The following is a 26,332-nucleotide window of genomic DNA, read 5'->3' as shown; positions in this document are numbered from 1 at the left end:
GGGGGGATTTATGTTGTATTTATTCTTAATTACGAGATGTTTATTTTAACTTGCGGTAGAGAATCCGGAAACCAAACGGATCGAGACCGACATTCATCATGCCGTCTTTTGGCTTAACACGGTCCTCTGTAAGTGCGTCGCGCCAGTCTTCCGTTTCCATAGGATGGGTCAAGGTCCGGTATTCCTCCGTATTGTTCATCCAGATCGTAAAATGCATGTGATCATCCATACGTTCATAGACGATGCAGGGATCATTCGGATTCGCCTGCAGGAAGCGGAATCGCCCATGCCGGAGCGCACCATGCTTTCTGCGGAGCTCGATCATCATTTTGTAAAAATCGTACAGCTCGCGGTCCTGCTTCTTTGGATCCCATTCCATACACTTCCGGCAGTCCGGATCGCCGTTCCCGGTAATCCCCACCTCATCCCCGTAAAAAATGCACGGTGTGCCGATATAGGTAAACAGGAAAACAACACACAGCTTGAGTTTCCGCTTATCCGTACCGACCCGAGTCAACAGGCGGGGGGTATCATGGCTGCACAGCATATTGAATACCACTTCATTCGTCTGCTGCGGATACCGCATAATTAAGGAGCCCATCTCATTGGAGAAATTGTAGCCGTCCATCCCGCCGTTGAAGAACTCCAGCACTTTGTCAGCAAAGGGGTAGTTCATGACGGAGTCAAACTGGTCTCCAAGCAGCCAGTTCAGGGAATCACTCCATACCTCGCCGATAATATAGGCATCCGGATTGGCCTCCTTGACCACCTTGCGGAAGTCGCGCCAGAAATGGTGGTCGACTTCGTTGGCCACGTCCAGCCGCCAGCCATCGAGCTTGATTTCGCGAATCCAATACTCAGCTACGCCAAGCAAGTATTCCTTAACTTCCGGATTTGCGGTGTTGAATTTGGGCATGTTTCCGAAAAAACCGAAGGTATCGTACGTAGGAATTCCATTATGGATCTGAGCCGGAAACTCGTTGATGTGGAACCAGTCGGCATACTTGGAATCCGCGCCGTTCTTAAGCACATCCTGGAAGGGAGGAAATTGTTCGCCGCAGTGATTGAACACGGCGTCGAGCACAACGCGAATGCCACGGTTATGGCATGCTTCCACGACCTGTTTAAGCGTCTCGTTGTCACCGAAATGGGGATCGACCTTTTTGTAATCTACGGTATCGTACTTATGGTTGGAGGGGGATACAAAGAGCGGCGTGAAATAGATCGCATTGATGCCGAGATCGGTCAGGTCGTCCAGATGATCCAGCACGCCTTTTAGATCCCCGCCGAAAAAGTTGTCCGTACCGGGCTGTCCGCCCCAAGGCTGGGTATTCTCCGGGTCGTTGCCGGGATCGCCGTTTGCAAACCGTTCGGGCATAATTTGATAAAACACGGCCTTTTTCGCCCATTCCGGAACCTTAAATACATCGATTTCATGGATATACGGGAATTCATACAATTCGCCGGGCGGAGTCGGGCCTTCATGCTGAATGCCCGTATCCAGCATATACACGGTTTCTGTTCCCGCAGTCAGTTTAAAGGCATAAGACAAACGTTTGAACCGGGGCTTCACGGCCACTTCCCAATAATCGAACATCCGGTCATGGGCAGCTTTTTCCATCGGGATTTCCTGGTACGTTCCATCCCAATCATACTTATCGCCGGTCATCGCAAATACATTTTCCACGTCGTCCCGTTTGGTTCGAACGCGCAAATGTATCGTACTTGTGTCGTAAGCATAGGCCCATTTATCCCTGGGTACATGATATAGCGCTTCTAGCAGCACAGGGGCCACCTCCTTACGTAGCATGAAAATCAACTTAAAAACCGAGCAGGTTTTTCAGCTAATTAATAACCAAATGAGACCCTTTATGAACCATTATTCCCCCACTTAACCCATGTATGTTTCTTTTTGAAGAAGAGTGCGTTAATTAATATTTATTACAAAATTTAATAAAAATACATTTCGTCATTCACTGTGCTGCATATTTGATAGGAGGGCATTCATAAAAGAGTATGAATAAAATTCAAATTAAATGTAAAATTTTATATTAAAATCTTTTGATTGAATACGGTTGGTCTACATATTGAATTGACCATGGTTTTATAAAATTTAACATTTTTATGATTATTATCCGTGAAGTATGAAAAAATGATGAAAATGATAAAAATAGCTTTGCATATATATACAGGTTGATTTATAATTAGCCCAGTAAATCGAATGGTGGTTAATAAAAAAATACCGACGGGAGAGAGACAGATGAGAAAATGGGGTATCTTAATTGTAGCGTTAATTATGGTAACAAGCGTGCTTGCCGCTTGCGGACAAAATAAAAACAATGCGGGCGGAAACACTCCGGCTAATGAAAGTCAAGGATCGGCCAATACCGGTACGGCTTCCAAAAAGCTGATCGTAGGATTGAGCGCGGATTTCCCGCCTTACGAATTTAAAATCAAAAATGAGAATGGTGACAATGAAATCGTCGGTTTCGATGTTGAGATCGCCAAGGAAATCTCGAAGGATCTTGGAGCCGAAGTGGAATTCAAGGATATGCTTTTCGACTCCCTGCTGAATGAATTGGACAGCGGCCGTGTGGACCTCGTCATTTCGGGTCTCAGCCCGAAACCGGAACGCGCGAAGCAAGTCGACTTGTCCCAAATTTATTATAAAGCGGAGCAGTCGGTCGTATCCGCGACCAAGGACAAAGATAAATACAACACAATGGAATCATTGGAAGGTCTGAAGATCGGCGTACAGAAGGGCTCCATTCAAGAAGACATTGCCAAGACGATCACAGGCGCCAAGCTGACTTCTCTTGGAAAAATAAACGATATCATCATGCAACTGAAATCGGGACGCGTTGATGTGGCGATTATCGAAGGCCCTGTGGCCGAATCTTTCGTCAAGAACGTAGAAGGCATCAGCATTACGGACGCCAAACCGGTAACCGAGGACGAAGGCTATGTCGTCGGCGTGAAGAAAGGCAACAAGGAAATGCTTGACCAGGTCAACGCCACATTGGATCGTCTGATCGGAGACGGTTCGATCGATAAGTTCGTTACCGAAGCAAGCGCACTTGCTGAAAAATAACCGGTGACCGATTTGCAGAAAATAGCGGAGCCTATTCGCTATTTTCTGTTTTTTTGTCAAGGCTTTTGAGGTAAAATAGGAGGAATGATTGGGACATGGAGCTTTTTACAATGTTTTGGGAGTACCGCAGCTATTTTTTGACCGGTCTGCAGTATACGCTGCTACTGGCGGCTCTGGGGGTTCTTTGCGGTTTTATTTTGGGCCTGCTTGTTACGCTCTTGCGGATGGCCCCGTGGAGAATTGTCCGGTTTATCGGCCATGCTTGGGTTGAATTTTTACGGGGAACGCCGATGTTGGTCCAGCTCTTAATAATTCATTACGGTTTTTCGACGGCGTTCAATGTCAACTTCTCCCCGATTGAATCCGGAGCGATCACGCTTTCGATCAACAGCTCGGCCTACCTTGCGGAAATATTCCGTGCCGGGATCCAGGGCGTAGACCGGGGGCAAGGAGAAGCAGCTCGGTCCCTAGGCATGAATCGCTGGATGTCCTTGCGTTTTATCATTATTCCGCAGGCGATCAAGTCGGTGCTGCCCGCAATCGGGAATGAGTTTATTACGATTATTAAGGAATCTTCGATCGTATCCTTTATCGGTATTACGGAGCTGATGTTCCAGTCCGGTGCTGTGGTCACGATCACTTACGACGGCATGACGCCGTATCTGATTGTAGCGGTTATGTACTTTATTCTGACATTCACACTGTCCCGTATTTTGGGTCTGTTCGAAAGGAAGTTGAAAGCCAGTGATCACCGTTAAAAATTTGCATAAAAAGTTCGGCCAGCTTCACATTTTGAAGGGGATCGACCTGGAAATCGCCAAAGGAGAGGTCGTCGTTGTGATCGGCCCCAGCGGCTCGGGGAAGAGTACCTTTCTCCGCTGTTTGAATCTGCTGGAGGAACCAACCGAGGGCGAGATCACTTTCGAAGGGGAATCCATTACCGGAAAACGCCACAATATCAACAAAACCCGCGAAAAAATGGGAATGGTATTCCAACAGTTTAATTTGTTTCCGCATAAAAATGTGATCGATAATATCACTATGGCTCCCATCCGTGTAAAAAAAATCGAAAAGAACAAAGCGGAAGCTTTGGCCATGGACCTGCTGCGCACGGTCGGACTGGAAGACAAGCGGGACGCTTATCCTTCCCAGCTGTCGGGCGGACAGAAGCAGCGGATCGCGATTGCTCGCGCGCTCGCTATGGAGCCGCATGTGATGCTGTTCGATGAGCCGACCTCCGCGCTTGATCCGGAGATGGTCGGAGAGGTGCTGGACGTGATGAAGAACCTAGCCGACAAGGGGATGACGATGGTCATCGTCACGCATGAAATGGGCTTTGCCCGCGAAGTTGGGGACCGGATTCTGTTTATGGATCAGGGTGTCATTATGGAGCAAGGGACTCCGCAGGAGGTCTTCGGTTCGCCGAAGAATCAGCGGACCAAGGATTTTCTCAGTAAAGTGCTGTAACTTAACTCTATAACATGAATGAACCGCCGGAGAACGCTCCGGCGGTTTTTTTTGAGTTCGATCGCTTTTACAGAATTGTAATCACATCATCGGTGAAAATAGTCTGATTGGCTGCTGCTTAACGCATCATGGAAACATTTGCTTGCCCTATTGGTTACAAAATTGTGATATATTGATTAGGCCAAAACCTGCCAGCGCAGGTGCGGGGGACGATTTTCCGATTAGCTGTACCCGTCCAATGACGAGAACATGGCTATCTTGGGGTGAAGCGAAGTAAATGCGCAGGGGCCTATCCTTTTTTCCCTAACCCGACAACTAACTCCGCAGGCGATAGTAGAAGGAGGACATCATGAATAAGCATACTAAATTAGCACGCGCCGTTAAGGCGACAATTATTGCAGTCGGATTGGCAGGAGCTTTGCAGTCGGTACCTGTCCATGCGGATTCGATACATAAAGCGAAGGAAGGAGACACCTTTTACCTTCTGGCTAAACAATACGGCGTGGATATGAACAAGCTGATTACAGCGAATCCATCCATCAAAGCATCGAATATTTACGGCGGCCTGGATATCGTTATCCCTGGAGAAGGATCCAAAGCCCTTATGTCAACAGCTTCTGCAAGCGCAAAGGAAAACATAATTCCTCAGCCGTTATCAGCCGTAAAAGTCTCAAGTGCGGATAAGACCGTAGAGGCTTGGGGCAAGAATTTCTCTTACTCCAAAACCGTGGAGGTTAAGGCTACGGCATATTCTTCCGCAGCGAGCGAGAACGGAAAGTGGGGAGCCGTTGATTACTTCGGCAAACCGTTGCAGTTGGGGACGATCGCCGTTGACCCGAAAGTAATTCCTATGGGCACTAAAGTGCTTGTTACGGGACATAGCCATTCCAATCTGCCGAAAAACGCCTTCGTTGCGACCGCAACCGATCAGGGCAGCGCGATCAAAGGGAACCGCATTGATATATTCATTCCGGGCAGCCCGCAAACCGTTAATGAGTTCGGATTTCAGGACGTTAAATTGTATATTTTAGATAAATAATTGAATGCGGCAGCTCCCAAGGGAGCTGCTTTTTTAATTCCTACTCTCCGTTATTTGTACTTCTTCGTTTGCAGAAGCTCGGGAAGAGTCACAAAGTGATAGCCTTTTGCTTTCAACGTCTGAATGATCTCAGGCAGCGCCTGAATCGTTCCGGATAAATCCGACCCCGTTCCCCCTCCGGCATGCTGCAATACAATAGAACCCGGGCCTGCGGCCTTGAGGACGTTCTGTTTCACCTTCTCCGAATCGAGTCCTTTCCAATCCAGCGAATCGACATTCCAGTTCACGATAATATAACCGCTTTTCTTGGCCCACTTAACTTGTTCCTCGTTAATTTCTCCATATGGCGGGCGTATCAACTTGGGCCGATAACCAACGAGATTAGCGATAATATTCTCGGTTCGCAAAATTTCGTTTTGAAACTGACTTCGCGAGCGGTTTTTGAACAAAGCATGGCTAAAGGAATGGTTGCCGATGATGTGGCCGTCCCGGTGAATGGCCCTCAGCAGCTCCGGATGCTTCTTCGCCCGGTGCCCGACGACGAAAAAAGTCGCTTTGACTCCTTCTTTGCGAAGTGCAGCCAATACCTGGGGCGTAAACCGCGGATCGGGCACATCGTCAAAAGTCAGGGCGATCTGTTTCACTTCTGGACCGCGGAATTTAAAGGTTTCGGAATATTTTCGCCGAAGCTCTCCCAGATTTAAGGGCTTTGCGGAAGCAGGTGCGGTATCCAATGAATCAGTATCCTCTGTTAAGGGGCCTTTCGTAGTAAACGCATTGGAGGAGTCGGGGAATAAGCAGAGGATACAGCAAAACAAAGCCGTCATGACGGCGCAGATTCCAGCGGAGATCATCCGCCGTTTGGTCGATCTAGACATAGCAAATCCTCTCCTTTTACCCGGAAACCGTATTATAAATTGGTATGCCCAGGAAACTGGCTAATTATGTGTATTATGCAAATGTGAGGTTTATCACAGACTCGGATAGCTGAAAAATTGCATCTTAATATGAAGCAAGGAGCAGCAAACAAAGTGGCGTTATTCGGGAAGGAGAGAGAATTTTGTCGGAAGTATTGGCTAATGAGCAGGTAGCAGAAGGCGTTTATCGACTCGCCGTGGCGGGACAATTCGCCGGAACAATGGGTCAATTTTACATGCTGCGGGCATGGGATCACTATCCTCTGCTTTCCAGACCGCTAAGCATTTTTAACGTAACCGCGGAATACGTGGAATTTCTATATTTAGTGGCCGGAGAAGGAACGGAAATGTTCTCAAAGTTGAGAAAAGGGGATTCTATCTCCTTGGAGGGCCCGCTGGGTAACGGTTTTTCGAGACCTTCAGGGAAGACGGCGTTTGTTGGTGGAGGTATCGGTATTGCTCCATTTTATTATGCCTTAGGGCAAATTCCTGATGCAGACGTATATTTAGGCTTCAGCAGAGAGGCTTACATGGTAGATGAATTCCGGGCCGGAACCACGGGGCAAGTGGTAGTGAACGTGGGCGGAATTATTTTGGATGAGATAGATTTTAATGCTTATGACACGATCATTGCCTGCGGCCCGCACAAGATGCTGGAAGCCGTGCAACGGAAGCAGGCTGATTCCGGAACAAAGGCGGAGGTTTATGTGTCGCTTGAGAATCGGATGGCGTGCGGGATCGGGGCCTGTCTCGTATGCAGTGTCCAGTGCCGCGATGGACGAAAAAAGGCCTGCGCGGACGGACCTGTGTTTCGTGCGGAAGAGGTGGTGTTTGCATGATGGACATGTCCTGCAATATTGCTGGAGTTCACTTTAAAAACCCGGTCGTAATGGCCTCGGGAACGTTCGGATTCGGTAAGGAGTATGGCAATTATTATGATTTGAACCTCTTAGGAGGCATTTCCGGAAAAGGGTTGACCCTTCATCCCAAGGAAGGAAACTCAGGCATACGCGTTTATGAAACTGCGTCAGGGCTGTTGAACAGTGTGGGACTTGAAAACCCGGGAATCCCCATGTTTTTGCGCGAGGAGTGCCCACGATGGGAAGACTTGGATACCGCGCGAATTGTCAATTTGGGCGGTAATACGCTTCAGGATTATGTTGATGGCGCACTGATGATCGAGCAGGATGAAGCTGCAAGACGAAGAGAAGGACGTTCGGCCATCGATATGATCGAACTGAATATTTCCTGTCCGAATGTCAAGGCCGGAGGAATGGCTTACGGAATCAAGACAGAGACGGCCAGGGAGGTTGTACGGGAAATCCGTGCGGTTACTTCGCTGCCGCTTGTCGTCAAACTTTCCCCGAATGCCGAGGATATCGTCGGAATGGCAGTGATGTGCGAAACGGAGGGAGCGGATGGTATATCGCTGGTCAATACGTTCTCGGCCATGAAAATCGATATCCGCAACCGCCGAAGCGTATTTGACAACCTGTATGCAGGCTTATCGGGCCCGGCGATCAAACCGATCGCTCTCCGGATGGTACATCAAGTCAGCCGCGCGGTCAGCATTCCTATCATGGGCATGGGCGGAATATCGAGTGCGGAAGACATCGTTGAATTTATTATGGCCGGAGCCGCCGTGATTCAAGTGGGCACGTTTAACTTTATAAATTTGAGAGCAGGCAAGGAGCTTATCGAAGGCCTTGAGCAATTTATGACGGAGCAAAAGGTAAACAGCTTGGACGAAATTCGCGGCATCCTTTAGAATAGATAGAAGGTAATGCTAAGGAGGTCTCGCGAATGCACAGCTTTGACGATATCAATCTGCAGGCAATTCCCGCCGGGCGGGATTTATTATTGATGATAACAGGGGGAGAAGCTCATATCGGCGCGGCTTCCACCGCTTATGCCGAGGGCGAGGGAATCCAGGTTCAGACAACCGCTGTTCCGGGGCACAAGGAGCATGTTTTGACAGCGGGTATGGCCAAACGGGCTGCAGAGGTGCTTAATCGTACGGTTACCGTGGTGATGGGCATTCATTACGATGATTTAAACAGAGAGGAAATAAACCGGATTTCGGAAATCACGGGGGCTCTCTTGGAACAATGGTTAGAGCAAGCTAGAACGGAGGAATCCAGGTGAATACATCCTTTTCGGACGGAAAAGAAGAAAAATTCAAAAGAAAAGCGATCTCGGTCAAGGAAGGGCAAACGAGAATTTTATCTTATGTACGCCGCTCAGAGACGGAGCGAGTACCCCTGCCTGAAGCGCAAGGGCGCATTCTTGCCGAGGACGTCCTGGCCCCGCATCCATACCCGCATTTTCGCCGGTCCGGAATGGACGGTTTTGCTGTAATCAGCAGCGATACGCTCGGCTGCTCCGCCGAAACGCCGGTTTTTCTGGAAGTCGTGGACGAGATACCTTGCGGAAGCTTGCCTTCGGTAGCTCTTGTTCCGGGAACGGTCTCCCGGATTATGACGGGCGCGAAGGTGCCTGATGAAGCCGATGCGGTAGTTATGTTCGAAATGACCGAATCCAGCGAGAGCCAGGGCAGAGCGTATATTCAGCTCAAAAGAGAAATTAAACCGGGCAGCAACGTTACACCGGTCGGCTTGGAGCTGCAAGAAGGCGAGCTCATTTTGGAACAGGGGCGTCGCCTTTCCGCCGGGGAAATATCAGTGCTTGCGACGTTCGGTATTTATAACGTTCCGGTCTTTAAACGGCCATCCGTCGCTATTTTCTCAACCGGCTCGGAGCTCCTTGGTGTGGAGGAGCCGCTACAGGACGGCCGAATCCGCAACAGCAATACGTACATGCTGGCCAGTCAAATTCGCGATGCCGGAGGAGAGCCGTTCATTCTCGAAGCGATTGCGGATGATTTGGGGACAGCCCGGCAAAAAGTGCAGGATGCATTTGAGCTTTATGATTTAGTGGTGACTACCGGAGGCGTTTCTGTCGGCGATTTCGATATTATGGCCGATCTGGTCGCAGGAGACGACGTGGAGATGCTGTTTAATAAGATCACGATGAGACCGGGCAGCGTTACGACCGCTGCGGTGAAGAACGGTAAACTGCTGTTCGCGCTCTCCGGAAATCCGGGTGCCTGCTTCGTTGGATTTGAATTATTTGTGCGGCCGGCGATCGGAACCATGCTCGGAATAAGGGATCCGTTTTTGAAGGAAATTCAGGCCGAATTGGGCCGGGAATACGTTAAAGTCAACAATTTCACCCGTTTCGTTCGGGGACGACTGGAGCTGAAGGAGGGGCGGTTTGTGGCTTTTCCGGCTGCTCTCGATGAGTCCAGCGTCATGATTACGATCAAGGATAGTGATGTCCTGATAGTCATCCCTCCGTCAAGCCGTGGGGTTGCGGCCGGGGAAATGGTGTCCGTGTTGCAGCTTCCGGGGGCGCGATGAAGCAAGTAATACAGATTTGCGGCTACAAAAACAGCGGGAAAACGACGCTGATTGCCGGATTAGTGAATATATTCAAGGGAATGGGTCTGCAAACGGTTGTCATCAAGCATGATGTCCATGGCTTTGAAGGCGACGTGGAGGCGACAGACACCTATAAGCTCCGCAAAGCAGGTGCGACGGCGACGGCCATCACCTCGCCTTGGAGAACGGCTGTCGTAGAGGAGCGCGAGACTCCGCTTGCAGAATTGGTCGAACGGTTTCGCACCTATGACTTAATCCTCGTGGAGGGCTTCAAACAAGAAGATTATCCAAAGCTTGTTATGCTTCATCAACCGGAAGATGTGGAACTAATTACACAATTGAGCGGAATTGTCGCCTTGATTTGCCGCCGGGACGCAGGGATTGAGGCGTTGAGAGAGAGCGAGTCCAACTTGGGATCGGATCCGCTATTGCCGGAGGGAGTAGAGGTACCTCGTTTTTCTGCTGATGAGGTGGAGCAAATTGCGGATTTCATCCTAAAGCATGTCAAAGCGCAATAAACGTAAAAAAGGTGGTTAGCTGGAGTCGGACTCCGCTAAATCACCTTTATTTGTGTTAATATAATGGATCTTTGTTTATGATCCGGTGTCCGCCGCTTCACTCCGGCGCTCAATCGCCTGGGACATCGTCTTGTCGGTAAGATGGGCATAAACTTCGGTCGTCTCGGTAGAAGCATGACCGAGCTGCTCTTTCGTTTTGTAAATATCATTTTGCAAATAGTAGTCCGTAGCAAATGAATGGCGCAGTTTATGCACTGTCAGGTAAGGCTTGCCGAATCGTTTGGCGTATTTGATAATCATCGCCTGAATCGCCCGTTTCGTCATTCGTTTACCTTCTTTTTGCCCGTTTGGGATCGTAACGAATAAGCCCTTTTCCCGCTTGGGCGTCCGGTAGCGGCTTTGCCGCAAGGCCAGATAATGGCTCAAATCGTCCTTCGATTGTTCCCGAAAATAAACGGGAGTCTTGAATGTTTCGTCGTTATTCCCTTTTCGGAACACATAGAGGAGCTTATTCGCCAGATCGAGGTCATCCACATTAAGATTGACGACTTCCGATACCCGCAACCCCGAATTGAGGATCAGGCTGGCAATGCAGGCATCCCGTTCGCGATTCTGTTCATAAGAAAACAACGCTTGCTTATTATCTTGAATGTCCTGTCCGTAGCCTTCGGCAATGTAAGATACAAACTCCAGAATTTCATCCTCTTCTAATATTTTTCCTTTGAGCTTGGCTGCCGTATCCTTCGGCTTATGAACCCGCTTGATTTCTACCTTGGCCATAATATTGCGTTTAAGCAGCGGATAAAAATCCTCATCCTCGGCAATTTGGCTTAAATAATGAAACAGAGAGCGAAGCGAGGACATTTTTCGGGAAACCGTAATCCTGGCATTCGTCCCCTCCGTACGGGTCGTTAAATGCAGACGGTAACCGACAATGCTCTCCATATGTAGTACTTCCAGGTCTTTAAGGGTGATTTGCGAGTTACTCTCGGCTTCAGAAAGCCCTTCAGCACGCAACCAATTAAAGAACTGCTCATAATCCCGGATATATTCCAACAGGGTGGAGGGGGAAAGGTCCGGCAGCTTATAATCGATGAATTGCTGTACGAACCAGGGCATAAATACGACGCGCTCGTCTAACTTTTTTCGATCGATCGTTTTTTGAATATTCATTTGCATACCTCCGCAAAATAAACGACGGGCAACTCCGCATTCAAATCTTATGTTTCCAGCGAAAAAAGGATAAATTCGAAGAATTCTGATGCCCAGCAACTCGAATAATAGAGGACCGGAACCACGTTGTCAAATTGAGATTAATTAATTCGAAAACAACAACATATGAAAAATTCACAATAGAAATACCAAAATATACTTAGCTACTTTCGACAAATTTCCTACTTTTCACATATCTATAAACAATCTAATCTCGAAAAAAGAAGGTTAGTCAAAGGTCCGGTTTAATCGGGTCAACAATTCCCCGAAGATTTGCTGCTCTTCTTCCGTCCAATCGCGGATCAGGCGGCCGATTCTTTCGGTACGAGCCTTTTTGGATTCGATTAATTCCCGTTTTCCAAGCTCCGTAATTTGCAAAGAATAAGCTCTCCGGTCAGTTGGATCTGGAGTGCGGAAGACATAACCTTTTTGCTCCAAAGCGGCAGCCTGCCGGCTGACCGTAGAGACGTCCAGATGAAATTCATCCGCTAAAGCCTTCACCCCGGCGGCACCATAAACACTTATTTGATGAAGCAGCAAATAGGCTGAGCGGTCCAAATTACCGTGTTTACGGTTTGAAATACGGCGATAAAGGATCGCCAATTCAACTTCAATAACATCCAAGGCTTGTTCGTCCATGGTTTTAACCTCACTTTATTTAAATGGTTAGTATGTTGACATATTTACTTATAGTTGTATAATACAATAATGTACTTTCATCATACAACTAGTTATATTGAAAGTAAAATGTGAATCTATTCTATATACAGATTAAGGGGAGAGATCATGAATGTCTAATCATGTCGTAAACACCGATTCAACCGATGGATCGGCCAAACTGGAGGAAGGCGGCTTTTTTAAGCAGCCACGGGCCGTTTGGGCCGTTTTTTTTGCCGGAATTATCGCATTCATGGGGCTTGGACTTGTGGATCCGATTTTGCCGGCCATCGCTGAAAACCTGAATGCAACCCAGAGCCAAGTCTCTTTATTGTTTACAAGCTACAATGCAGTTATGGCGGTAGCCATGTTGGTTACTGGTACAATATCATCAAGATTAGGGATGAAATGGACGCTGTTGCTCGGCATTATCGTTATCGCGATTTTCTCGGCTCTAGGCGGACTATCGGATAATATTTGGACAATCATCGGACTACGAGGCGGCTGGGGATTCGGGAATGCTTTATTCGTAGCTACCGCATTGTCTGCCATCGTGTCCTTGTCCAATAGCGGTACCACACAAGCCGTGATATTGTATGAAGCTGCGGTTGGCCTTGGTATTTCTGTCGGTCCGCTGCTCGGCGGATGGCTGGGCGCGATCACATGGAGAGGACCGTTCCTCGGAGTGGCTTCACTCATGGTCATTGCCTTTATCGGGCTGTTTACCTTGATGCCTAAGTCTAACGTATCCCGTAAAGACCGGCCGAAAACCTCCGTACTGGATCCGTTCCGTGCACTTAAACACCGTTCGCTCGTTATCTTCGGATTAACTGCCTGTCTCTATAACTTTGGATTCTTTACTCTAATGGCTTACGCACCTTTCGTTATGGGACTAGATGAACACGGTCTTGGCTTTGTATTCCTGGGTTGGGGCGTCCTTCTGGCGTTTACCTCCGTGTTTATGGCTCCAAGACTGCAGCAGCGTTTCGGAACCGTTAAGTCTATGAGCGTAATGCTCTTTCTGTTTGCGTTGACGCTGTTGGTTATGGGCATTTGGACAAATGAACAATGGGTTGTCATTGCAGCGGTAGTATTTGCCGGCGCGTTGCTTGGAAATAACAATACCCTGATCACCGCGGCGGTAATGAACGCTTCACCTGTAGAACGCTCCACGGCTTCGGCTGCTTATAGCTTCTTGCGTTTCCTTGGCGGTGCGATCGCTCCTTTTCTGGCAGGGAAGCTGGCGGAATGGTTTAACCCGCATATTCCTTTTGTAGTCGGCGCGGGTTTTGTACTATTGTCTGTGGTCCTCATTATGGCCAACCAGCATCATGTGAAGCATGTCGATCAGGCAGGGAGTGGGCATTAAGATAGATGTAAGGTAGAAGGAAATAATAATAGTCCTGTACCGTAATAAATGTTATGTGAACTTAATTAGGGAGAACCCTCAGCCAGCGCTTTGGGTTCTTTTCCTTGTTAACGTAATTTACAGCTGAAGGAAACGATGTGTATCTTTGCAAAGTTCTTAGTAAACAGAGTTGAACGGCAATAGAGTTAAGGCGCTTAGGTGACCGACATGTTATATGTTAATCCATGCGAAACTTATGCTGTGGCAGGCTAGGTGGCGGCTTATGGTGTGATAGGAGAGAGTAGCGCGTAGTGTGTTGTGTGTTGGGCGAGAGTTTTAACGGACACTACAGCCGTTATTGGGATCAAAACAGCATATTTAACAATCTAACGGACATACAGGCCGTTATTTCTCCCAAAACAGGCCTATCACTCGACAAATCGGCCGATTAAGGTCCATGGTGTCCGTTAAGTTTTAAAAAAAGCGGAATGTTGGTTGATTAAGGGTCGCTGTGTCCGTTAGAACTTTAGAGGTGCTCGTGTGGTACTTTTGCGGATGAATAGTGTGATGGGATGGAGGAGCGTGAAGAATGTAGTGTAAGGGTCGAGAGTGGTTCGAGAATTCTAACGGACACTACAGCCGTTATTTAGAGCAAAACAGCCTTGGTAACAATCTAACGGACATACAGGACGTTATTTCTCTAAAAACAGACCTATCACTCAGCAAATCCGCCATTTAAGGTCCTCGGTGTCCGTTAAAATAAAAAATAGCGAAATATTGGTCGAATAAGGGCCGATATGTCCGTTAGCACTTGAAGGGGTGCTCGTTTGTTCACCAGAAGGCTCGTTATAACTCGTTATAAGCAGGAGACACTCGTCGTTGTACTTTTGATTAGTAACTTAAGCAGGAACCAACTCGCAGCAACTGGAGAAGGCTCGATAGAAATAGGAGCTATTTTTATGCACATGAAATGGATTTAATAAAAGCAGGGAACAGTTCGGAGTACTTTGTGGGAGTTTGTTATTAGCAGAAAGCTGCTTGTGATTGTTATGGTGCGCTCGTTAGAATCGGAGAGCTACTCGAGCACTCGAAATGCGATCAATAAAATCAGTAGCTCCTTGTAACACCCGGGGTATGCTCGTTAGAAGCGTGAACGAGTTAAGAGGGATTAGACGAAACGGCATTTCTTTAATCACATTAATCATCTATAATTAATACTATTAACTATTATCCATTAATCACATGAATTATTAAAATAAACTCCTATTCTACGGTCTTTATATAAATTTTCAGCAGCATTTCTCTACTCGGTGTTGACTATTGTAAAAAAACCGGCATATAATAACACCAAGTTTTTATTAACGTTACAGGCAGTGAAGAGGAGCAGGCCATACCGGGCCCTTATGTCCAGAGAGCGGCGTATCAGCTGAAATCGCCGTCTTAATCCCGAGTGCCGACTCGCCTTGGAGCCGTTGTCCCGATTTCTGAACGTAGGAATAAGGACCGCCGGAATCGCATCCGTTATCGTGCGCGTCAAATGGACCAAGTCCTTTTGACAATGAGGCCATATTCAGATTCAAATGATATGGTGAACATGGGTGGTACCACGGAAGATAACCCCTTTCGTCCCTAAAGTACGCCGTTTGGCGTGCGGGATGAAAGGGGTTTTTAGTTTTCTTATGATTTTATTTTTTATATTGCAAGCAATGAAAAGGAGCAGGCCAAACGGGCCCTTATGTCCAGAGAGCGGCGTACCAGCTGAAATCGCCGTCTTAATCCCGTTGCCGACTCGCCTTGGAGCTGCATTCCCGAATCGTGCTACAGTTGCATGACTAAGGAACGCCGGGTCGTACCCGTTATCGTACTGGAAACCGTGCTTTTTTCGCGCGATTTTCGTTAAGGCCGCCGATATGTTGGCGGTAAAATCAGGGTGGTACCGTGAAAGTAACCTCTTTCGCCCCTGTTGCAGTTGAATTGGCTGCAGCAGGGCGGAAGAGGTTTTTTCAATATTTCAGAGAAGGTGGGATTAAGTATGCGGAAAATTTATGTGTTTGACACGACTTTGCGGGATGGAGAACAATCACCAGGCGTCAGTTTGACCATCGAGGAAAAGGTGGCGATCGCCCTTCAACTGGAGCGGCTTGGCGTCGACCGGATCGAAGCCGGCTTTGCCGCAACTTCGCCCGGAGATTTGCAAAGCATCCGGGAGGTGGCGAAGCAAGTTAAGAATGCAACCTTGCTCAGCTTGGCCCGCTGTCATACGAAAGATATCGATGCGGCGGTCGAGGCGCTGAAGGATGCTCAAGATCCTTGCCTGCATCTGGTGCTGGCTACCTCGCCGATTCATCGCGAATACAAGCTGCGCATGGACAAAGCAAAAGTGATGGAAACTGCAGAAGCCGCGATCCGGTACGGCCGGAAGTTTTTTGACAAGGTCGAATTTTCCGCTGAGGATGCCAGCCGGACTGAAGTCGACTTTTTGTGCGAAATGACGGCGATGGCGATCCGAGCCGGGGCGACGGTAGTAAATTTACCGGATACGGTCGGATTTGCGACACCGGAGCAATTCGGGGAAATGTTCAAAACGATTAAAGCGAATGTACCGGGCATCGAGAAAATTCAGCTCAGCACTCACTGTCACGATGATCTCGGCATGGCTACGGCTAATACGTTGGCAGCCATCGCGAATGGAGTGGACCAGTTCGAGGGAACGATCAACGGCATAGGTGAGCGTGCAGGTAATACCTGTCTCGAGGAGGTGGCTCTGGCACTAGAAACAAGAAGCGACTATTACGGAGCGAAAACGACCTTAAATCTCGGAGAGATCTATCAAACCAGCCGGATGGTCAGCAAAATGACCGGCATGAGCGTGCCGGGGAACAAGGCCATAGTCGGCGCTAACGCATTTGCGCATGAATCGGGAATTCACCAGGACGGAATGCTCAAGAACCGCAGTACGTACGAGATCATTACCCCGGAGACGATTGGCGCCAGCTCCAGCAAGCTTGTGCTGGGCAAGCATTCGGGCCGCCATGCCTTCAAGGAAAAGCTCATCGATCTCGGCTATTCGTTGGATGAAGAGCAGCTTAACATCGCTTTTGCCAAGTTTAAAGAGCTGGCTGACCGGAAGAAAAACGTTCTCTCCGAAGATATCCGTGCACTGCTGGATGATAATATGACGGAGGGACCGAAATTCTTTGTCCTGGACAGCATACAGGTTTCCTACGGGAACAGATCGATACCTACCGCTTCGGTACGCATCATTAGGCAGGACGGTACTATTGCCGATGAAGCGTCTGTAGGCAACGGATCGGTTGACGCAGTGTACCAAGCGTTATCCAAAGTTATTGGTATCCAGGCGGAACTGGAAGAGTACTCGATTCATTCCGTTACGCAGGGAACAGACGCCCAGGGAGAAGTGCATGTTGTGCTGAGACAGGGTGAGGTTACGGTATCGGGAAGAGGCGTGAGCACCGATATTATCGAGGCCAGCGCCAAAGCTTACATTGAAGCAATTAACCGTCTGGTAGGCCGTCAAGAACGTGAAAGGGACGGGAATATCGTAATCTATTAATCATGTCGTTTGTCTAAGCTAGTTACTTTAAAAAAAGACGCCCCTAGCATTAGGGGCGTCTCCAATTTGCTTAAAGCTCCAGTTTGGCAATTTCCGATTTCAGCTTGTTCGCCGAATTTTGGAACTGGACCAGTTCCTGATCGCTAAGTTTGAGATCAAGCACTTCACGAACACCGCTACGGTCAACGATGCTTGGTACTCCGAGATACACATCGGAAACGCCGTTGTAGTTCTCCAGCAGGGTGGAAACGTTAAGAACCGATCCTTCATCCTGCAGGATGGATGTGATAATCCGGTCCAACGCCAGAGCAATCGCATAGAAAGTAGCTCCTTTGGCGTTGATGATTTCGTAAGCGGCATTTTTTGTGCTGTTGAAAATATTCTCACGGTCCTGATCGGAGAATTCAAGATCGATACCAGCGACATTCGCAAGACTCCAAAGCGGAAGTTCCGAGTCGCCATGCTCGCCGATAATATGCGCATGGATACTGCGCGGGTTGATTTTTTTGTTTTGCCCGATCAGATACCGGAAACGAGCGCTGTCGAGCAGTGTGCCGGATCCGATGACTCGGTTCGAAGGGAAGCCGCTCTTTTTCAAAGTTACATAAGATAAAATATCGACCGGATTCGTCGCTACCAAAATGATGGCGTGATCATTATATTTTACGATGTTCTGGATGATGGTTTCGAAAATGCCTGCATTTCTTTTAAGCAGATCAATTCTGGTTTCACCCGGACGTTGGGAGGCACCGGCAGCAATGACGATCACATCGGCGTCGGCGCAATCGCTATAGTCACCCGCCCAGAGCTTCACACCGCCTGTAAACGGAAGGCCGTGGTTCATATCCAGGGCTTCACCAAGCGCCTTGTCTTTGTTGGCGTCAATCAATACGAGCTCGGATACGCGTTCCCGAAGCAATAATGTATAGGCAGTTGTTGCGCCTACGGCCCCGGTCCCGATAATAACGACTCTACTGGAACGCAATTGAGTTTTCATTAGTTCATCTCCTTAAAAGTTAGTTTTTCCTGCCTAAGCGATGTATAGTGTAGATCCCATAACCAATTTTAGGGGATCCCTAGGCATAAAGATCAAAGCTCCGCTAGTAGTGTTAGCAGATATGTACTTATTACTCCCTACATTGTACATGAAACACTCAAAATTTAAAGTAAAACATGAAATAATCATTTTTTTCATAAAACTTGTGAGAGACTATCAAGAAAATATGATCCATAATAGTTATTATGTAAACTAAAGTGGATTATGAGTACTTTGTAACCTCAGATGTAACCATTCTGTAAGGACGCCGGACTCTCTTTTATATTATTCTAGTAGTATTAATAGAGAGAGGATAAGTGAAATTTAATGTCTTACATAAGCCGAATTGAAGAGGAACAAAAATTGCAGCAATCCAGACGCAACCAGGAGAAGAAGTCAACCCGTAAAATGAAATCCATGGTTATCGCTGCATTGGTACTGTCCTCCGCCTCATTAGTCTTATCGGCTTTTGCGGCGACGACAGTTATTCAGGGTAAAAGTGCCGGCTATGGCTCAGCGGCCGTAGTGACGCCTAAATATGCAGGCTCTGCCGAGAGTCCGACTATTAAAGAGGGACAAGTAAGCGGCGAAGGTGTTGATACTATACAAGACCCAGCTTCTGAAGGGGAAAGCTCAAGCGTTCCCGAAGCATCAGAAAACTCCATTCCGAACGATAAGGAACCTCCTGCCACTATAGAGAAGAACGACCAGAGCTTGCCCCCAAGCAAAACGACCGAGTCAAAAGGGGAAGAGAAACCAGACAAACCGGCAGTAAAAACCGATAAAGCTACAGCCCAAAAAGTCATTTATCTCACCTTTGACGATGGGCCAAGCAAATATACGAATCAAATCGTTGATATATTGAATCAAAATGGAATCCATGCCACCTTTTTTATGATCGGAAGACAATTGGACGGGAATGAGAAAGCTGTTAAAAACGCGGCCGAAAATGGCAATTATGTCGGCTTGCACAGTATGACCCATGATAAGAAGAAGTTATATCAAAGCGGTAACTCGGCGAAATTTATCAAGGAGTTCAAGCAGGAACAGGCTCTCATCAAAAAGATCACAGGGACCACACCGTGGCTGATCCGGGCGCCTTACGGAAGCAAGCCGGAAATCGGAGAGAAATTCCGAGACGACATTGCGGCTGCCAAATTTAAAATGTGGGACTGGACTGTCGATTCCAAAGATTGGAGCTATACAGGAAAGCCCGATCGTATCATCAAAGAGGTTAAGAGACAGGTTCACCGGGATACCGAAGTTATTCTGATGCATGAGAAATCGCAAACGGTACAGGCTCTGCCAGAAATCATAAGTTATTTGCAGAAGAAGGGGTATTCCTTCGCGGTCTACAAGCCGGACCAGCACTTCTCTGTGAACTTTGCGAAGGACCAGCGTTTGTAATCTACGATTCTTCCTATGGTATAATTAAAATAATCTGCGAGATTCTTGAAAGAGAGGTGGTTCCTTGGTGAGATGGTGGTACAAAGCGGCAGGATGCGCCGTCATGGCGGGTTTGCTGCTGACTGCTTGCTCTTCGGGGCACCTGCCGGCGAACAATAAGCCTGCTCAGCAAGAGGAAGAGATGATTGAAGAAGGACAGACACTGACCGTTATCAATCCGGAGTCATCGGTGAACAACTCATCCGCTTCTCTTCCAGCGGCTGAAGAAGGAAAGAAATATCAGATTCAAACCCGGCTCACCGATTTCCGGCTGCTAGGCGCCTCAAAAGGGCTGGCCTGGGGTTCAACCCGCAGTGAGCTTCGGTTATATGTTACTCAGGATAGCGGCAAAACGTGGACTAATATATCGCCGTCCGCATCGGTCCAGTTTCCGAATAATCCGGAATACGGCACCGACTTGTTTTTTGTCGATGCGGAGCATGGTTGGATCGTCCGGGATTCGCTCGGTTCCGGGGAAGCGATCATTCTGCGGACAGGTGACGGTGGCTTAACCTGGAAGATGGCCTCACTGCCCGAAGCGGATGATGTGGCTTCCATCTACTTCCTGGATCAGGACCGCGGCTGGATTCTGACGGTCGGTAACGGTCCGGACAGCAGTGAAGCCAAAGCGCTGTATTCAACCACTAACGGCGGGGCCACTTGGACCAAAATAATGAGCACGCCAATTCTTCCGACGGATACGTCATCCATCGATCATACACTGCCTAAGCTTGGAAATCCGGTCGGAATGATTTTTACAAATAAAACTAACGGATATATCACGATGATCGAAGCCGGGCTGCCCGCTTTATATGTAACAACAAACGGCGGAAGTCAGTGGACAAAAGATAACGGTTTTTTTGAAAAAGATAAATTTAGTACCTGCAGTCGTTTCTCAGTAGGGGCTCCGAGTTTTTTTAACGGAAGCGGCTCTGCCGGTTGGATCTCCATTGGTTGCGAACGGGAAGAGGCGGTCAAATATAACGGTTACTTTTCCTCGGATTCCGGTAAGAGTTGGTTGCTTTCGCCATTTGGCTTGCCTTGGAGAGACGGGAACGACGCTCACCTATCGATGACTTTCCTCAATCCTATGGAAGGGTGGGCGATTCAAAACGCAACCTTGTATCATACCGTGGATCAAGGAAAGAGCTGGACATTGTTTCCCGAGAACGTAAAATTGAAGGAAGTGCTAGCCGATTATCCCGAAGTGGTAAAGATTCAGTTCTTCTCTCCTAAGGTGGGCTGGTTACTCGTAGAAAAAAGCGACAAAAAACGATCGCTGCTCTTGCAAACCCAAGACGGCGGAGCCAGTTGGCACGTACTCTAAGAGGCGTGCTGACGGGCTTTTTTTTATTTTGGTGCCCGACGACAAAGAGGGGAAAATACGATGTTCATTAATTTGTGAAATTTATCACGTGCACTAATTAAACTTTGTGATATATTTAACTTGTAAGAAGGAAACACATTCAAGCCAAACAAATCAAAAACAAACCATTAGGAGTGAGCCAAAATGAAAACTATGAACGCTGAGAATTTAACCCGCAATTTCCTCCAACTTTGCTACACTTGCGACGACGCTCATCTGTGCATGACCGAGGAAGCTTGCCAAGCTTGCTGGGCGGAGCAAGGACTTAACGAGATGGAAACAGAGGGTGTTCATGAAACCCGCGAATTGCTTCAATTCTATTATGCCTGATACAATAGCTTCCTCATCATCTAAATAACCTTCGGTTCTGCCCAGGAACCGAAGGTTATTTGTTTTTTCATGCATATAGAGGAATGTCCAAAATATAGGGACAAGGGTGGCATATTTTCACAGGGGCCGGAATAACAAGTTTTGATTTGGACGGCATATACATAGGAGAGAAGGGGAGGCAGTCAGGCTATCGTAATAGACCGATGCTTGTTAAGGAGGGAGAAGCGTGCAATCTTGGATGGAAATGTTCGGGGTGATGAATACGGCTTTCCCGGTTTTTGTTGCTGTTATTCTCGGGATCATTGCTTTAACGGCAGCAGGCGGCATCAAACGGCATTGGACCAATAACCGGCAACCGGTGCTTAGTGTTTCGTCTGTCATCGTCGGTAAACGGACCGAGGTCTCCCACAGGCATGATACGGATATCTCCGTAAACCGTTCGGACAGCAAGTATTACATTACCTTTGAAGTCGAGAGCGGGGACCGGATGGAATTTGGTGTGAGCGGGCAAGAGTATGGCCAATGCTCGGAAGGGGATGAGGGGAAGCTTACGTTTCAAGGCAGCCGTTACCTGGGCTTTGAACGCCTAAGCAAAACATATCGGGCCTCGCTTCAGGAGTATCGCCATTATTAACGGGCTTCCCATAAAATAATAAAGAGCTGTCCATCGGACAGCTCTTTTTGTTTGAAAGATGATGAATGCTAGATCAATGCGTCAGTGCCTTAGTCTTAACTTTATCGGACAGCATCATTTGAGCAGCGGCACGCCCGCTGGAGAAAGCCCGTTCAGCGAGCTCGCCTTTGCCTTCGCAGCCGTCCCCGCAGAAGAGGAACGGAACGCCCGGCAGTTTGCTTGGGAGCAGCTTGTTGGTGTGGATGTTCTTGACACTCGACACCATGGCTTTCTTAGAAACGCGTTTTACAGCCGTATGTTCCCGCCAATCCGGATAATAAGTATCGAATAACGCTTCCATTTGCTGAGTTTTACTTTCCAGATATTCTTTCTTCTGATCCTCATCCTGGAAATCGTCATTCAAATAGGCGATCCCTTGCAGAAGCTGTCCGCCTACTGGAACGACCGTATAGTCGGTAGCCGACACGTCGCTTATAAATACTTTGTTGTCCATATCGCTGATATAGTGGAATGGACGGGCAACTACTTTGGAGAAGCCTACGTCATAGACGAGGACCTCCGTGCATGAATTGTCCTTAAACGGTTCCAGAGCCCCGGCCCAAGGGGAGGATTCCAGCAATTTGTATACCTGTTGGACAGGCATTGCAAATATAACCTGATCATACTCCAGGGCTTCCCGGGTTTTGGTCTTCAAAATAAACTTCCCATTCTCCATTACAATCGATTCAACCGGTTCTTTAACCGCAATATCCCATTTCTCATTGTCATTGATCTTTTGAACCAGCTGTTCCGTAATCGTCGCCCAACTGCCGAGAATATAGTTGACCGGTTTACTGGAGAGAAACAGATTGTGATAGTAATCGGCAATCACTTCCCCTGACACCTTGCGAGCGTCATCCGGCGTAATAAAGAAGTTCGAGCTCACCAGATGCTCCCATAATTCCTTGACATCGGAGGAGGCATTGGATTTATCCAAATATTCTCCGAGTGTCCGGTAGTGCTTCAGTTGGTGAATGTTTCCGATTACTGCGGCAATTTCCGCTACGAATCTTACTTTTTCCATCGTGGTCAGCACATCGGTCTTCATAATATTCACGAAATCTAGCGGAGCGGGTGTCAAATTACCATGCTTGGCATATACGACCTTCCGTTTATCCACTTGCTTGCTCTGGAATTTAAGCTCAAGCTCTTCCTCCATATGCTGCAAGGTATGTCTGTCGATGCCGTAAACCGCATGTGCTCCATAATTGAGCGTAAAACCGGATTTCTCATAAGTAAATGCGCGCCCGCCCAACTGCGGACTGCGTTCAAACACCGTGCCTTCGGTGTCCGGGCTGTCGGAAAGATATGCGGCAGCCGTCAAGCCGGCCAAACCGCCGCCAATGATTGCGATTTTCATGGGAGAACCTCCTAAAAGGAAAATCCTTATTCCTTATCAGTATATGCTATTCATGTAAGCGCGTCCATAGAAACGGTCACTAAATATTCAAAATTGCAACCGCCTTCATAGCTGTAATGCGATTTCTTCCTTGACAGCCTGGTCAATTTGTTGGGTGTTTGCACCAAGATAGGCATTAGCACATAGGATATAGCGTTGAGAAGAGAGGAAAGGGGGGAACGGAATTTGGCAGTTATTAGAACTAATTCCGAGGATGTCAAACTTCTTGCACGGCTTATGCGGGCGGAAGCCGAGGGAGAAGGCGAGCAAGGCATGCTGATGGTCGGCAACGTCGGGGTCAACCGGATTCTCGGAGGTTGTCTGGATTTCAAGAACATAAGAAACATGAACGACATGGTGTTCCAATCGCCGGGCGGCTTTGAAGCAACGCAGAAGGGTTACTTTTATCAAAAGGCCCGGGAACGCGATATTCGACTCGCCCAGCGCGTAATCAACGGCGAGAAGATATGGCCTGCATCCAATGCTCTTTGGTTCTTCAGACCTGCTGGGGATTGCCCGGACACCTGGTATGATCAGACTAACACCGGACGATTCAAGGCGCACTGCTTCTTTGCCCCGAGCGGGGAAGATTGCCCGGCCGTGTATTGAGGAAACAGCGACGCTCCGCCCTTTAGGATATTCAAAGAACATAAGTAAGATCATTTTGAGGAGGAATTATTTCCATGTTTAATCAACCTTATCGGCCGGTCACATACCATATCGGAGGAGGAACTCCATCCGGGACTTATCCATCGGGAACAGGAACTATGGGCGGCCAACCGCCTCAAGTTCCGAGTGGCAGTCCGATGACACCATCCGGAACCGTGGTGCCGGTACAGTTCCCGTCGAGTGAACAGTCGTTTATCGAGAACATACTTCGTTTGAACCTGGGCAAAGTAGGCACTTTCTACATGACATACGAGAACAATTCCGAGTGGAACGCCAAAATCTTCAAGGGCGTACTTGAGGCGGCCGGCCGTGACCATATCATCATCAGTGATCCTAATACAGGCGTGCGCACCATTCTGCTGATGGTCAATCTGGACTTTGCTACGTTCGATCAGCCGCTGGTGTATCAATACCCGGGCACGATCGGGAACCCGCCGACAAACCGGAGATAATTTGTAATATGATGGGGCCTTCATACTGGAGGCCCTATTTCGCGTCAAATCAAAAAAAGTGCGTAACCCAGCCTGTTTCCTTGGCATACGCCGGGGTTTGACTGTGTAGTGTATAATTATATAATTAATAGTAATACACTCACCAAAGTTGTTTCATTTGTTGAGGTTGTTTAGAGGCTAAATTAATGATCTGACAAGGAGATGAATCCATTGGGAAGTTGACGATATATTTCGAAATCAGACATCAATATCATTTCAAACCGCGAAGGAGGTGCACCTATTCACCGCACTGATTGCGGCGAATAGGAAACGTATTGACTGACCCTTTACCGAGTCTTTTTTCTATAGGACTGATGCTGTTACTGGTCCTGCTGAACGGATTTTTCGTATCTGCTGAATTTGCAATCGTAAAAATCAGAAGCGGCCGAATCGATGCCTTAGTCGAAGAAGGACGAAAAAATGCTGTTATCGTGAGGAGCTTGCTGAATCACCTTGACGGTTACTTATCCGCTTGTCAGGTTGGAATCACACTTTGTTCTCTTGGCCTGGGATGGCTTGGCGAACCGGTCGTAGCCCGGCTCCTGAATCCGTTATTCGTGTTTGCGGGGTTTGGCGATAAACCGGTGCATATTGTATCATTGTTTGTTTCCTTCTTGCTGATTGCCGTATTGCATATCGTACTCGGCGAACTCGCGCCCAAAACGATTGCCGTACGCAAAGCGGAGCAAATTACTCTCTTGTCGGCAAGGCCGATGAGAATGTTCTATAAGCTGATGTTCCCCTTCATATGGACGCTAAATCGACTGTCGTCCGGACTGCTGAGATTGTTCGGCATTGCTCCGGTGTCCGAGCAGGATTCCCTGCATACCGAGGAAGAAATCCGTGTGATGATGAAGGAGAGCACAGAAAGCGGCCTTATCGATAGTACGGAAATGTCGCTCGTTGACAATATTTTTGAGTTCGCCGACACAACGGCGAGGGAGATTATGATCCCAAGGACGGAAATGATCTGCCTTTATACTCAGAATTCATTGGACGAAAATCTGACGATCGCTTTGGAAGGCACCAGGACGAGGTATCCTGTATGCAGTAACGATAAGGATCATATTATTGGATTCATTCATATTAAAGATTTAATCCGTTCGAATACCTCGGATTACCTAGATCTATTACGGCCCATCATGGCTGTGCCCGAATCGATCCAGATCAGCGATTTGATGAAGCGGATGCAGCGGGGGAAAACCCAGATCGCCATCTTGATCGATGAATACGGAGGCACTTCCGGCATGGTCACTCTGGAAGACATCGTCGAAGAGATCGTTGGCGAAATCCAGGATGAATTCGATGAGGAGCGACCGGGCATCGAGCAGCTGGATGAGAATGCCTATTCCATCGACGGGCTGATGCTGATCGAATCCATCAACGACCGGTTCGGTTTTGAACTGGATTCCGACGATTACGACACGATCGGCGGGTGGCTGTATTCCCGAATTGAAATTCTTCCGCCGCAAGTCGGGCAAACCGTGGAATACGATGGCTATTTATATGTGGTGGAGGAGACCGACAACAAGAGAATTTCACGCGTCAAGCTGCTGAAACAGCAGTTTATTCCGATCGAGGAAGCCGGCGCATAAACATAAAAGAAACATGCAAGGCGGGCAGCCCTTTGAAGGACTACCCGCCTTTTTTACATCCAAT

At 48.0% G+C, this 26,332-nt stretch carries 25 protein-coding genes and 1 riboswitch; of the genes, 18 read left to right on the top strand and 7 right to left on the bottom strand.

The genetic code is table 11. The features are described 5' to 3' along the window. Window positions 1-40 precede the first annotated feature (40 nt). Window positions 41-1,786, bottom strand: coding sequence for an alpha-glycosidase (locus NYE70_RS05510; RefSeq protein WP_341045302.1), 1,746 nt, complete (start codon window positions 1,784-1,786; stop codon window positions 41-43). A 474-nt stretch (window positions 1,787-2,260) separates the two neighbouring features. Between NYE70_RS05510 and NYE70_RS05505 the strand changes: the two genes are divergently transcribed. The 4 genes from NYE70_RS05505 (at window position 2,261) to NYE70_RS05490 (ending at window position 5,597) form a co-directional block, all read left to right on the top strand. Then, window positions 2,261-3,091, top strand: coding sequence for a transporter substrate-binding domain-containing protein (locus NYE70_RS05505; protein ID WP_341045301.1), 831 nt, complete (start codon window positions 2,261-2,263; stop codon window positions 3,089-3,091). Between the two features lie 95 nt (window positions 3,092-3,186). Next, window positions 3,187-3,849, top strand: a complete 663-nt coding sequence (locus NYE70_RS05500; RefSeq protein ID WP_211020592.1) for an amino acid ABC transporter permease — start codon at window positions 3,187-3,189, stop codon at window positions 3,847-3,849. Further along, window positions 3,836-4,558, top strand: coding sequence for an amino acid ABC transporter ATP-binding protein (locus NYE70_RS05495; RefSeq protein WP_211020591.1), 723 nt, complete (start codon window positions 3,836-3,838; stop codon window positions 4,556-4,558). The genes NYE70_RS05500 and NYE70_RS05495 overlap by 14 nt, the downstream gene beginning before the upstream one ends. 169 nt (window positions 4,559-4,727) lie before the next feature. Next, a riboswitch (cyclic di-AMP (ydaO/yuaA leader) is annotated at window positions 4,728-4,903 on the top strand. Window positions 4,904-4,907: 4 nt separating this feature from the next. Further along, the gene (locus NYE70_RS05490; protein WP_211020590.1) at window positions 4,908-5,597 is read left to right on the top strand and encodes a 3D domain-containing protein; all 690 of its coding nucleotides are present in this window, start codon (window positions 4,908-4,910) and stop codon (window positions 5,595-5,597) included. 50 nt (window positions 5,598-5,647) lie between these two features. Here NYE70_RS05490 and NYE70_RS05485 read toward each other — a convergent pair whose 3' ends face one another. Next, entirely contained in the window at window positions 5,648-6,475 is an 828-nt protein-coding gene (locus tag NYE70_RS05485) for a polysaccharide deacetylase family protein (protein ID WP_247681580.1), read from the bottom strand. A 182-nt stretch (window positions 6,476-6,657) separates the two neighbouring features. On the opposite strand from NYE70_RS05485, the gene NYE70_RS05480 reads away from it, so the two are divergent. The 5 genes from NYE70_RS05480 to mobB are packed head-to-tail and all read left to right on the top strand — an operon-like array spanning window position 6,658 to window position 10,472. Continuing rightward, complete coding sequence (locus NYE70_RS05480; RefSeq protein WP_341045299.1) at window positions 6,658-7,353, top strand: dihydroorotate dehydrogenase electron transfer subunit; 696 nt, start codon at window positions 6,658-6,660, stop codon at window positions 7,351-7,353. Beyond that, complete coding sequence (locus tag NYE70_RS05475) at window positions 7,350-8,282, top strand: dihydroorotate dehydrogenase (RefSeq protein WP_341045298.1); 933 nt, start codon at window positions 7,350-7,352, stop codon at window positions 8,280-8,282. Before NYE70_RS05480 ends, NYE70_RS05475 begins: the two co-directional genes overlap by 4 nt. Before the next feature lie 35 nt (window positions 8,283-8,317). Next, window positions 8,318-8,659, top strand: a complete 342-nt coding sequence (lpdD, locus tag NYE70_RS05470) for a prenylated flavin chaperone LpdD (RefSeq protein ID WP_341045296.1) — start codon at window positions 8,318-8,320, stop codon at window positions 8,657-8,659. After that, window positions 8,656-9,933, top strand: coding sequence for a molybdopterin molybdotransferase MoeA (locus NYE70_RS05465; RefSeq protein ID WP_341045295.1), 1,278 nt, complete (start codon window positions 8,656-8,658; stop codon window positions 9,931-9,933). The genes lpdD and NYE70_RS05465 overlap by 4 nt, the downstream gene beginning before the upstream one ends. Next, a complete protein-coding gene (gene mobB, locus NYE70_RS05460) occupies window positions 9,930-10,472 on the top strand; it encodes a molybdopterin-guanine dinucleotide biosynthesis protein B (RefSeq protein WP_341045294.1) in 543 nt (180 codons plus the stop codon). The genes NYE70_RS05465 and mobB overlap by 4 nt, the downstream gene beginning before the upstream one ends. Before the next feature lie 75 nt (window positions 10,473-10,547). Here the strand turns inward: mobB and xerS are convergent, their stop codons facing one another. Together xerS and NYE70_RS05450 are read right to left on the bottom strand one after the other, a co-directional pair. Beyond that, window positions 10,548-11,645, bottom strand: coding sequence for a tyrosine recombinase XerS (gene xerS, locus NYE70_RS05455; protein ID WP_341045293.1), 1,098 nt, complete (start codon window positions 11,643-11,645; stop codon window positions 10,548-10,550). 267 nt (window positions 11,646-11,912) lie between these two features. Continuing rightward, window positions 11,913-12,323 (bottom strand): MarR family winged helix-turn-helix transcriptional regulator, encoded by a 411-nt coding sequence (locus tag NYE70_RS05450; RefSeq protein ID WP_211020583.1) that lies wholly within the window; start codon window positions 12,321-12,323, stop codon window positions 11,913-11,915. A gap of 151 nt (window positions 12,324-12,474) precedes the next feature. Between NYE70_RS05450 and NYE70_RS05445 the strand changes: the two genes are divergently transcribed. Then, window positions 12,475-13,710 carry an MFS transporter gene (locus NYE70_RS05445; protein ID WP_341045292.1) on the top strand — a complete coding sequence of 412 codons (1,236 nt, stop codon included), beginning with the start codon at window positions 12,475-12,477 and terminating at the stop codon, window positions 13,708-13,710. Window positions 13,711-15,053: 1,343 nt separating this feature from the next. Here the strand turns inward: NYE70_RS05445 and NYE70_RS05440 are convergent. Further along, window positions 15,054-15,248 carry a hypothetical protein gene (locus NYE70_RS05440; RefSeq protein WP_341045291.1) on the bottom strand — a complete coding sequence of 65 codons (195 nt, stop codon included), beginning with the start codon at window positions 15,246-15,248 and terminating at the stop codon, window positions 15,054-15,056. Window positions 15,249-15,721: 473 nt separating this feature from the next. On the opposite strand from NYE70_RS05440, the gene NYE70_RS05435 reads away from it, so the two are divergent. Continuing rightward, window positions 15,722-17,263 carry a 2-isopropylmalate synthase gene (locus NYE70_RS05435; RefSeq protein WP_341045289.1) on the top strand — a complete coding sequence of 514 codons (1,542 nt, stop codon included), beginning with the start codon at window positions 15,722-15,724 and terminating at the stop codon, window positions 17,261-17,263. A gap of 70 nt (window positions 17,264-17,333) precedes the next feature. Here the strand turns inward: NYE70_RS05435 and NYE70_RS05430 are convergent, their stop codons facing one another. Next, window positions 17,334-18,260, bottom strand: a complete 927-nt coding sequence (locus NYE70_RS05430; protein WP_211020580.1) for an L-lactate dehydrogenase — start codon at window positions 18,258-18,260, stop codon at window positions 17,334-17,336. A gap of 402 nt (window positions 18,261-18,662) precedes the next feature. Here NYE70_RS05430 and NYE70_RS05425 point away from each other — a divergent pair, with 402 nt between their 5' ends. The 4 genes from NYE70_RS05425 to NYE70_RS05410 all read left to right on the top strand — a co-directional run bounded on the left by NYE70_RS05425 (window position 18,663) and on the right by NYE70_RS05410 (window position 22,075). Then, complete coding sequence (locus NYE70_RS05425; protein ID WP_341045288.1) at window positions 18,663-19,706, top strand: polysaccharide deacetylase family protein; 1,044 nt, start codon at window positions 18,663-18,665, stop codon at window positions 19,704-19,706. A gap of 67 nt (window positions 19,707-19,773) precedes the next feature. After that, the gene (locus NYE70_RS05420; protein ID WP_341045287.1) at window positions 19,774-21,072 is read left to right on the top strand and encodes a WD40/YVTN/BNR-like repeat-containing protein; all 1,299 of its coding nucleotides are present in this window, start codon (window positions 19,774-19,776) and stop codon (window positions 21,070-21,072) included. 183 nt (window positions 21,073-21,255) lie between these two features. Continuing rightward, complete coding sequence (locus tag NYE70_RS05415) at window positions 21,256-21,441, top strand: hypothetical protein (RefSeq protein WP_211020578.1); 186 nt, start codon at window positions 21,256-21,258, stop codon at window positions 21,439-21,441. Between the two features lie 226 nt (window positions 21,442-21,667). Next, window positions 21,668-22,075 (top strand): DUF2500 domain-containing protein, encoded by a 408-nt coding sequence (locus tag NYE70_RS05410; protein WP_341045286.1) that lies wholly within the window; start codon window positions 21,668-21,670, stop codon window positions 22,073-22,075. A gap of 73 nt (window positions 22,076-22,148) precedes the next feature. On the opposite strand, the gene NYE70_RS05405 is transcribed toward NYE70_RS05410, so the two are convergent. Beyond that, window positions 22,149-23,474: a phytoene desaturase family protein gene (locus NYE70_RS05405; protein WP_341045285.1), complete on the bottom strand. Its 1,326-nt coding sequence runs from the start codon at window positions 23,472-23,474 to the stop codon at window positions 22,149-22,151. A gap of 225 nt (window positions 23,475-23,699) precedes the next feature. Between NYE70_RS05405 and NYE70_RS05400 the strand changes: the two genes are divergently transcribed. The 3 genes from NYE70_RS05400 to NYE70_RS05390 all read left to right on the top strand — a co-directional run bounded on the left by NYE70_RS05400 (window position 23,700) and on the right by NYE70_RS05390 (window position 26,268). Continuing rightward, entirely contained in the window at window positions 23,700-24,122 is a 423-nt protein-coding gene (locus tag NYE70_RS05400) for a cell wall hydrolase (RefSeq protein WP_341045284.1), read from the top strand. A gap of 74 nt (window positions 24,123-24,196) precedes the next feature. Continuing rightward, complete coding sequence (gerQ, locus tag NYE70_RS05395) at window positions 24,197-24,634, top strand: spore coat protein GerQ (protein WP_341045283.1); 438 nt, start codon at window positions 24,197-24,199, stop codon at window positions 24,632-24,634. Window positions 24,635-24,987: 353 nt separating this feature from the next. Continuing rightward, a complete protein-coding gene (locus NYE70_RS05390; protein ID WP_341045282.1) occupies window positions 24,988-26,268 on the top strand; it encodes a hemolysin family protein in 1,281 nt (426 codons plus the stop codon). Window positions 26,269-26,332: the final 64 nt, after the last annotated feature.

Origin of the sequence: Paenibacillus sp. FSL R5-0407, from assembly GCF_038009185.1 — a bacterium.
In the GTDB taxonomy this organism is placed as follows: domain Bacteria; phylum Bacillota; class Bacilli; order Paenibacillales; family Paenibacillaceae; genus Fontibacillus; species Fontibacillus vini.
Note: the sequence above shows the minus strand (reverse complement) of the source record. Positions and strands in the feature narration are given on the sequence as shown.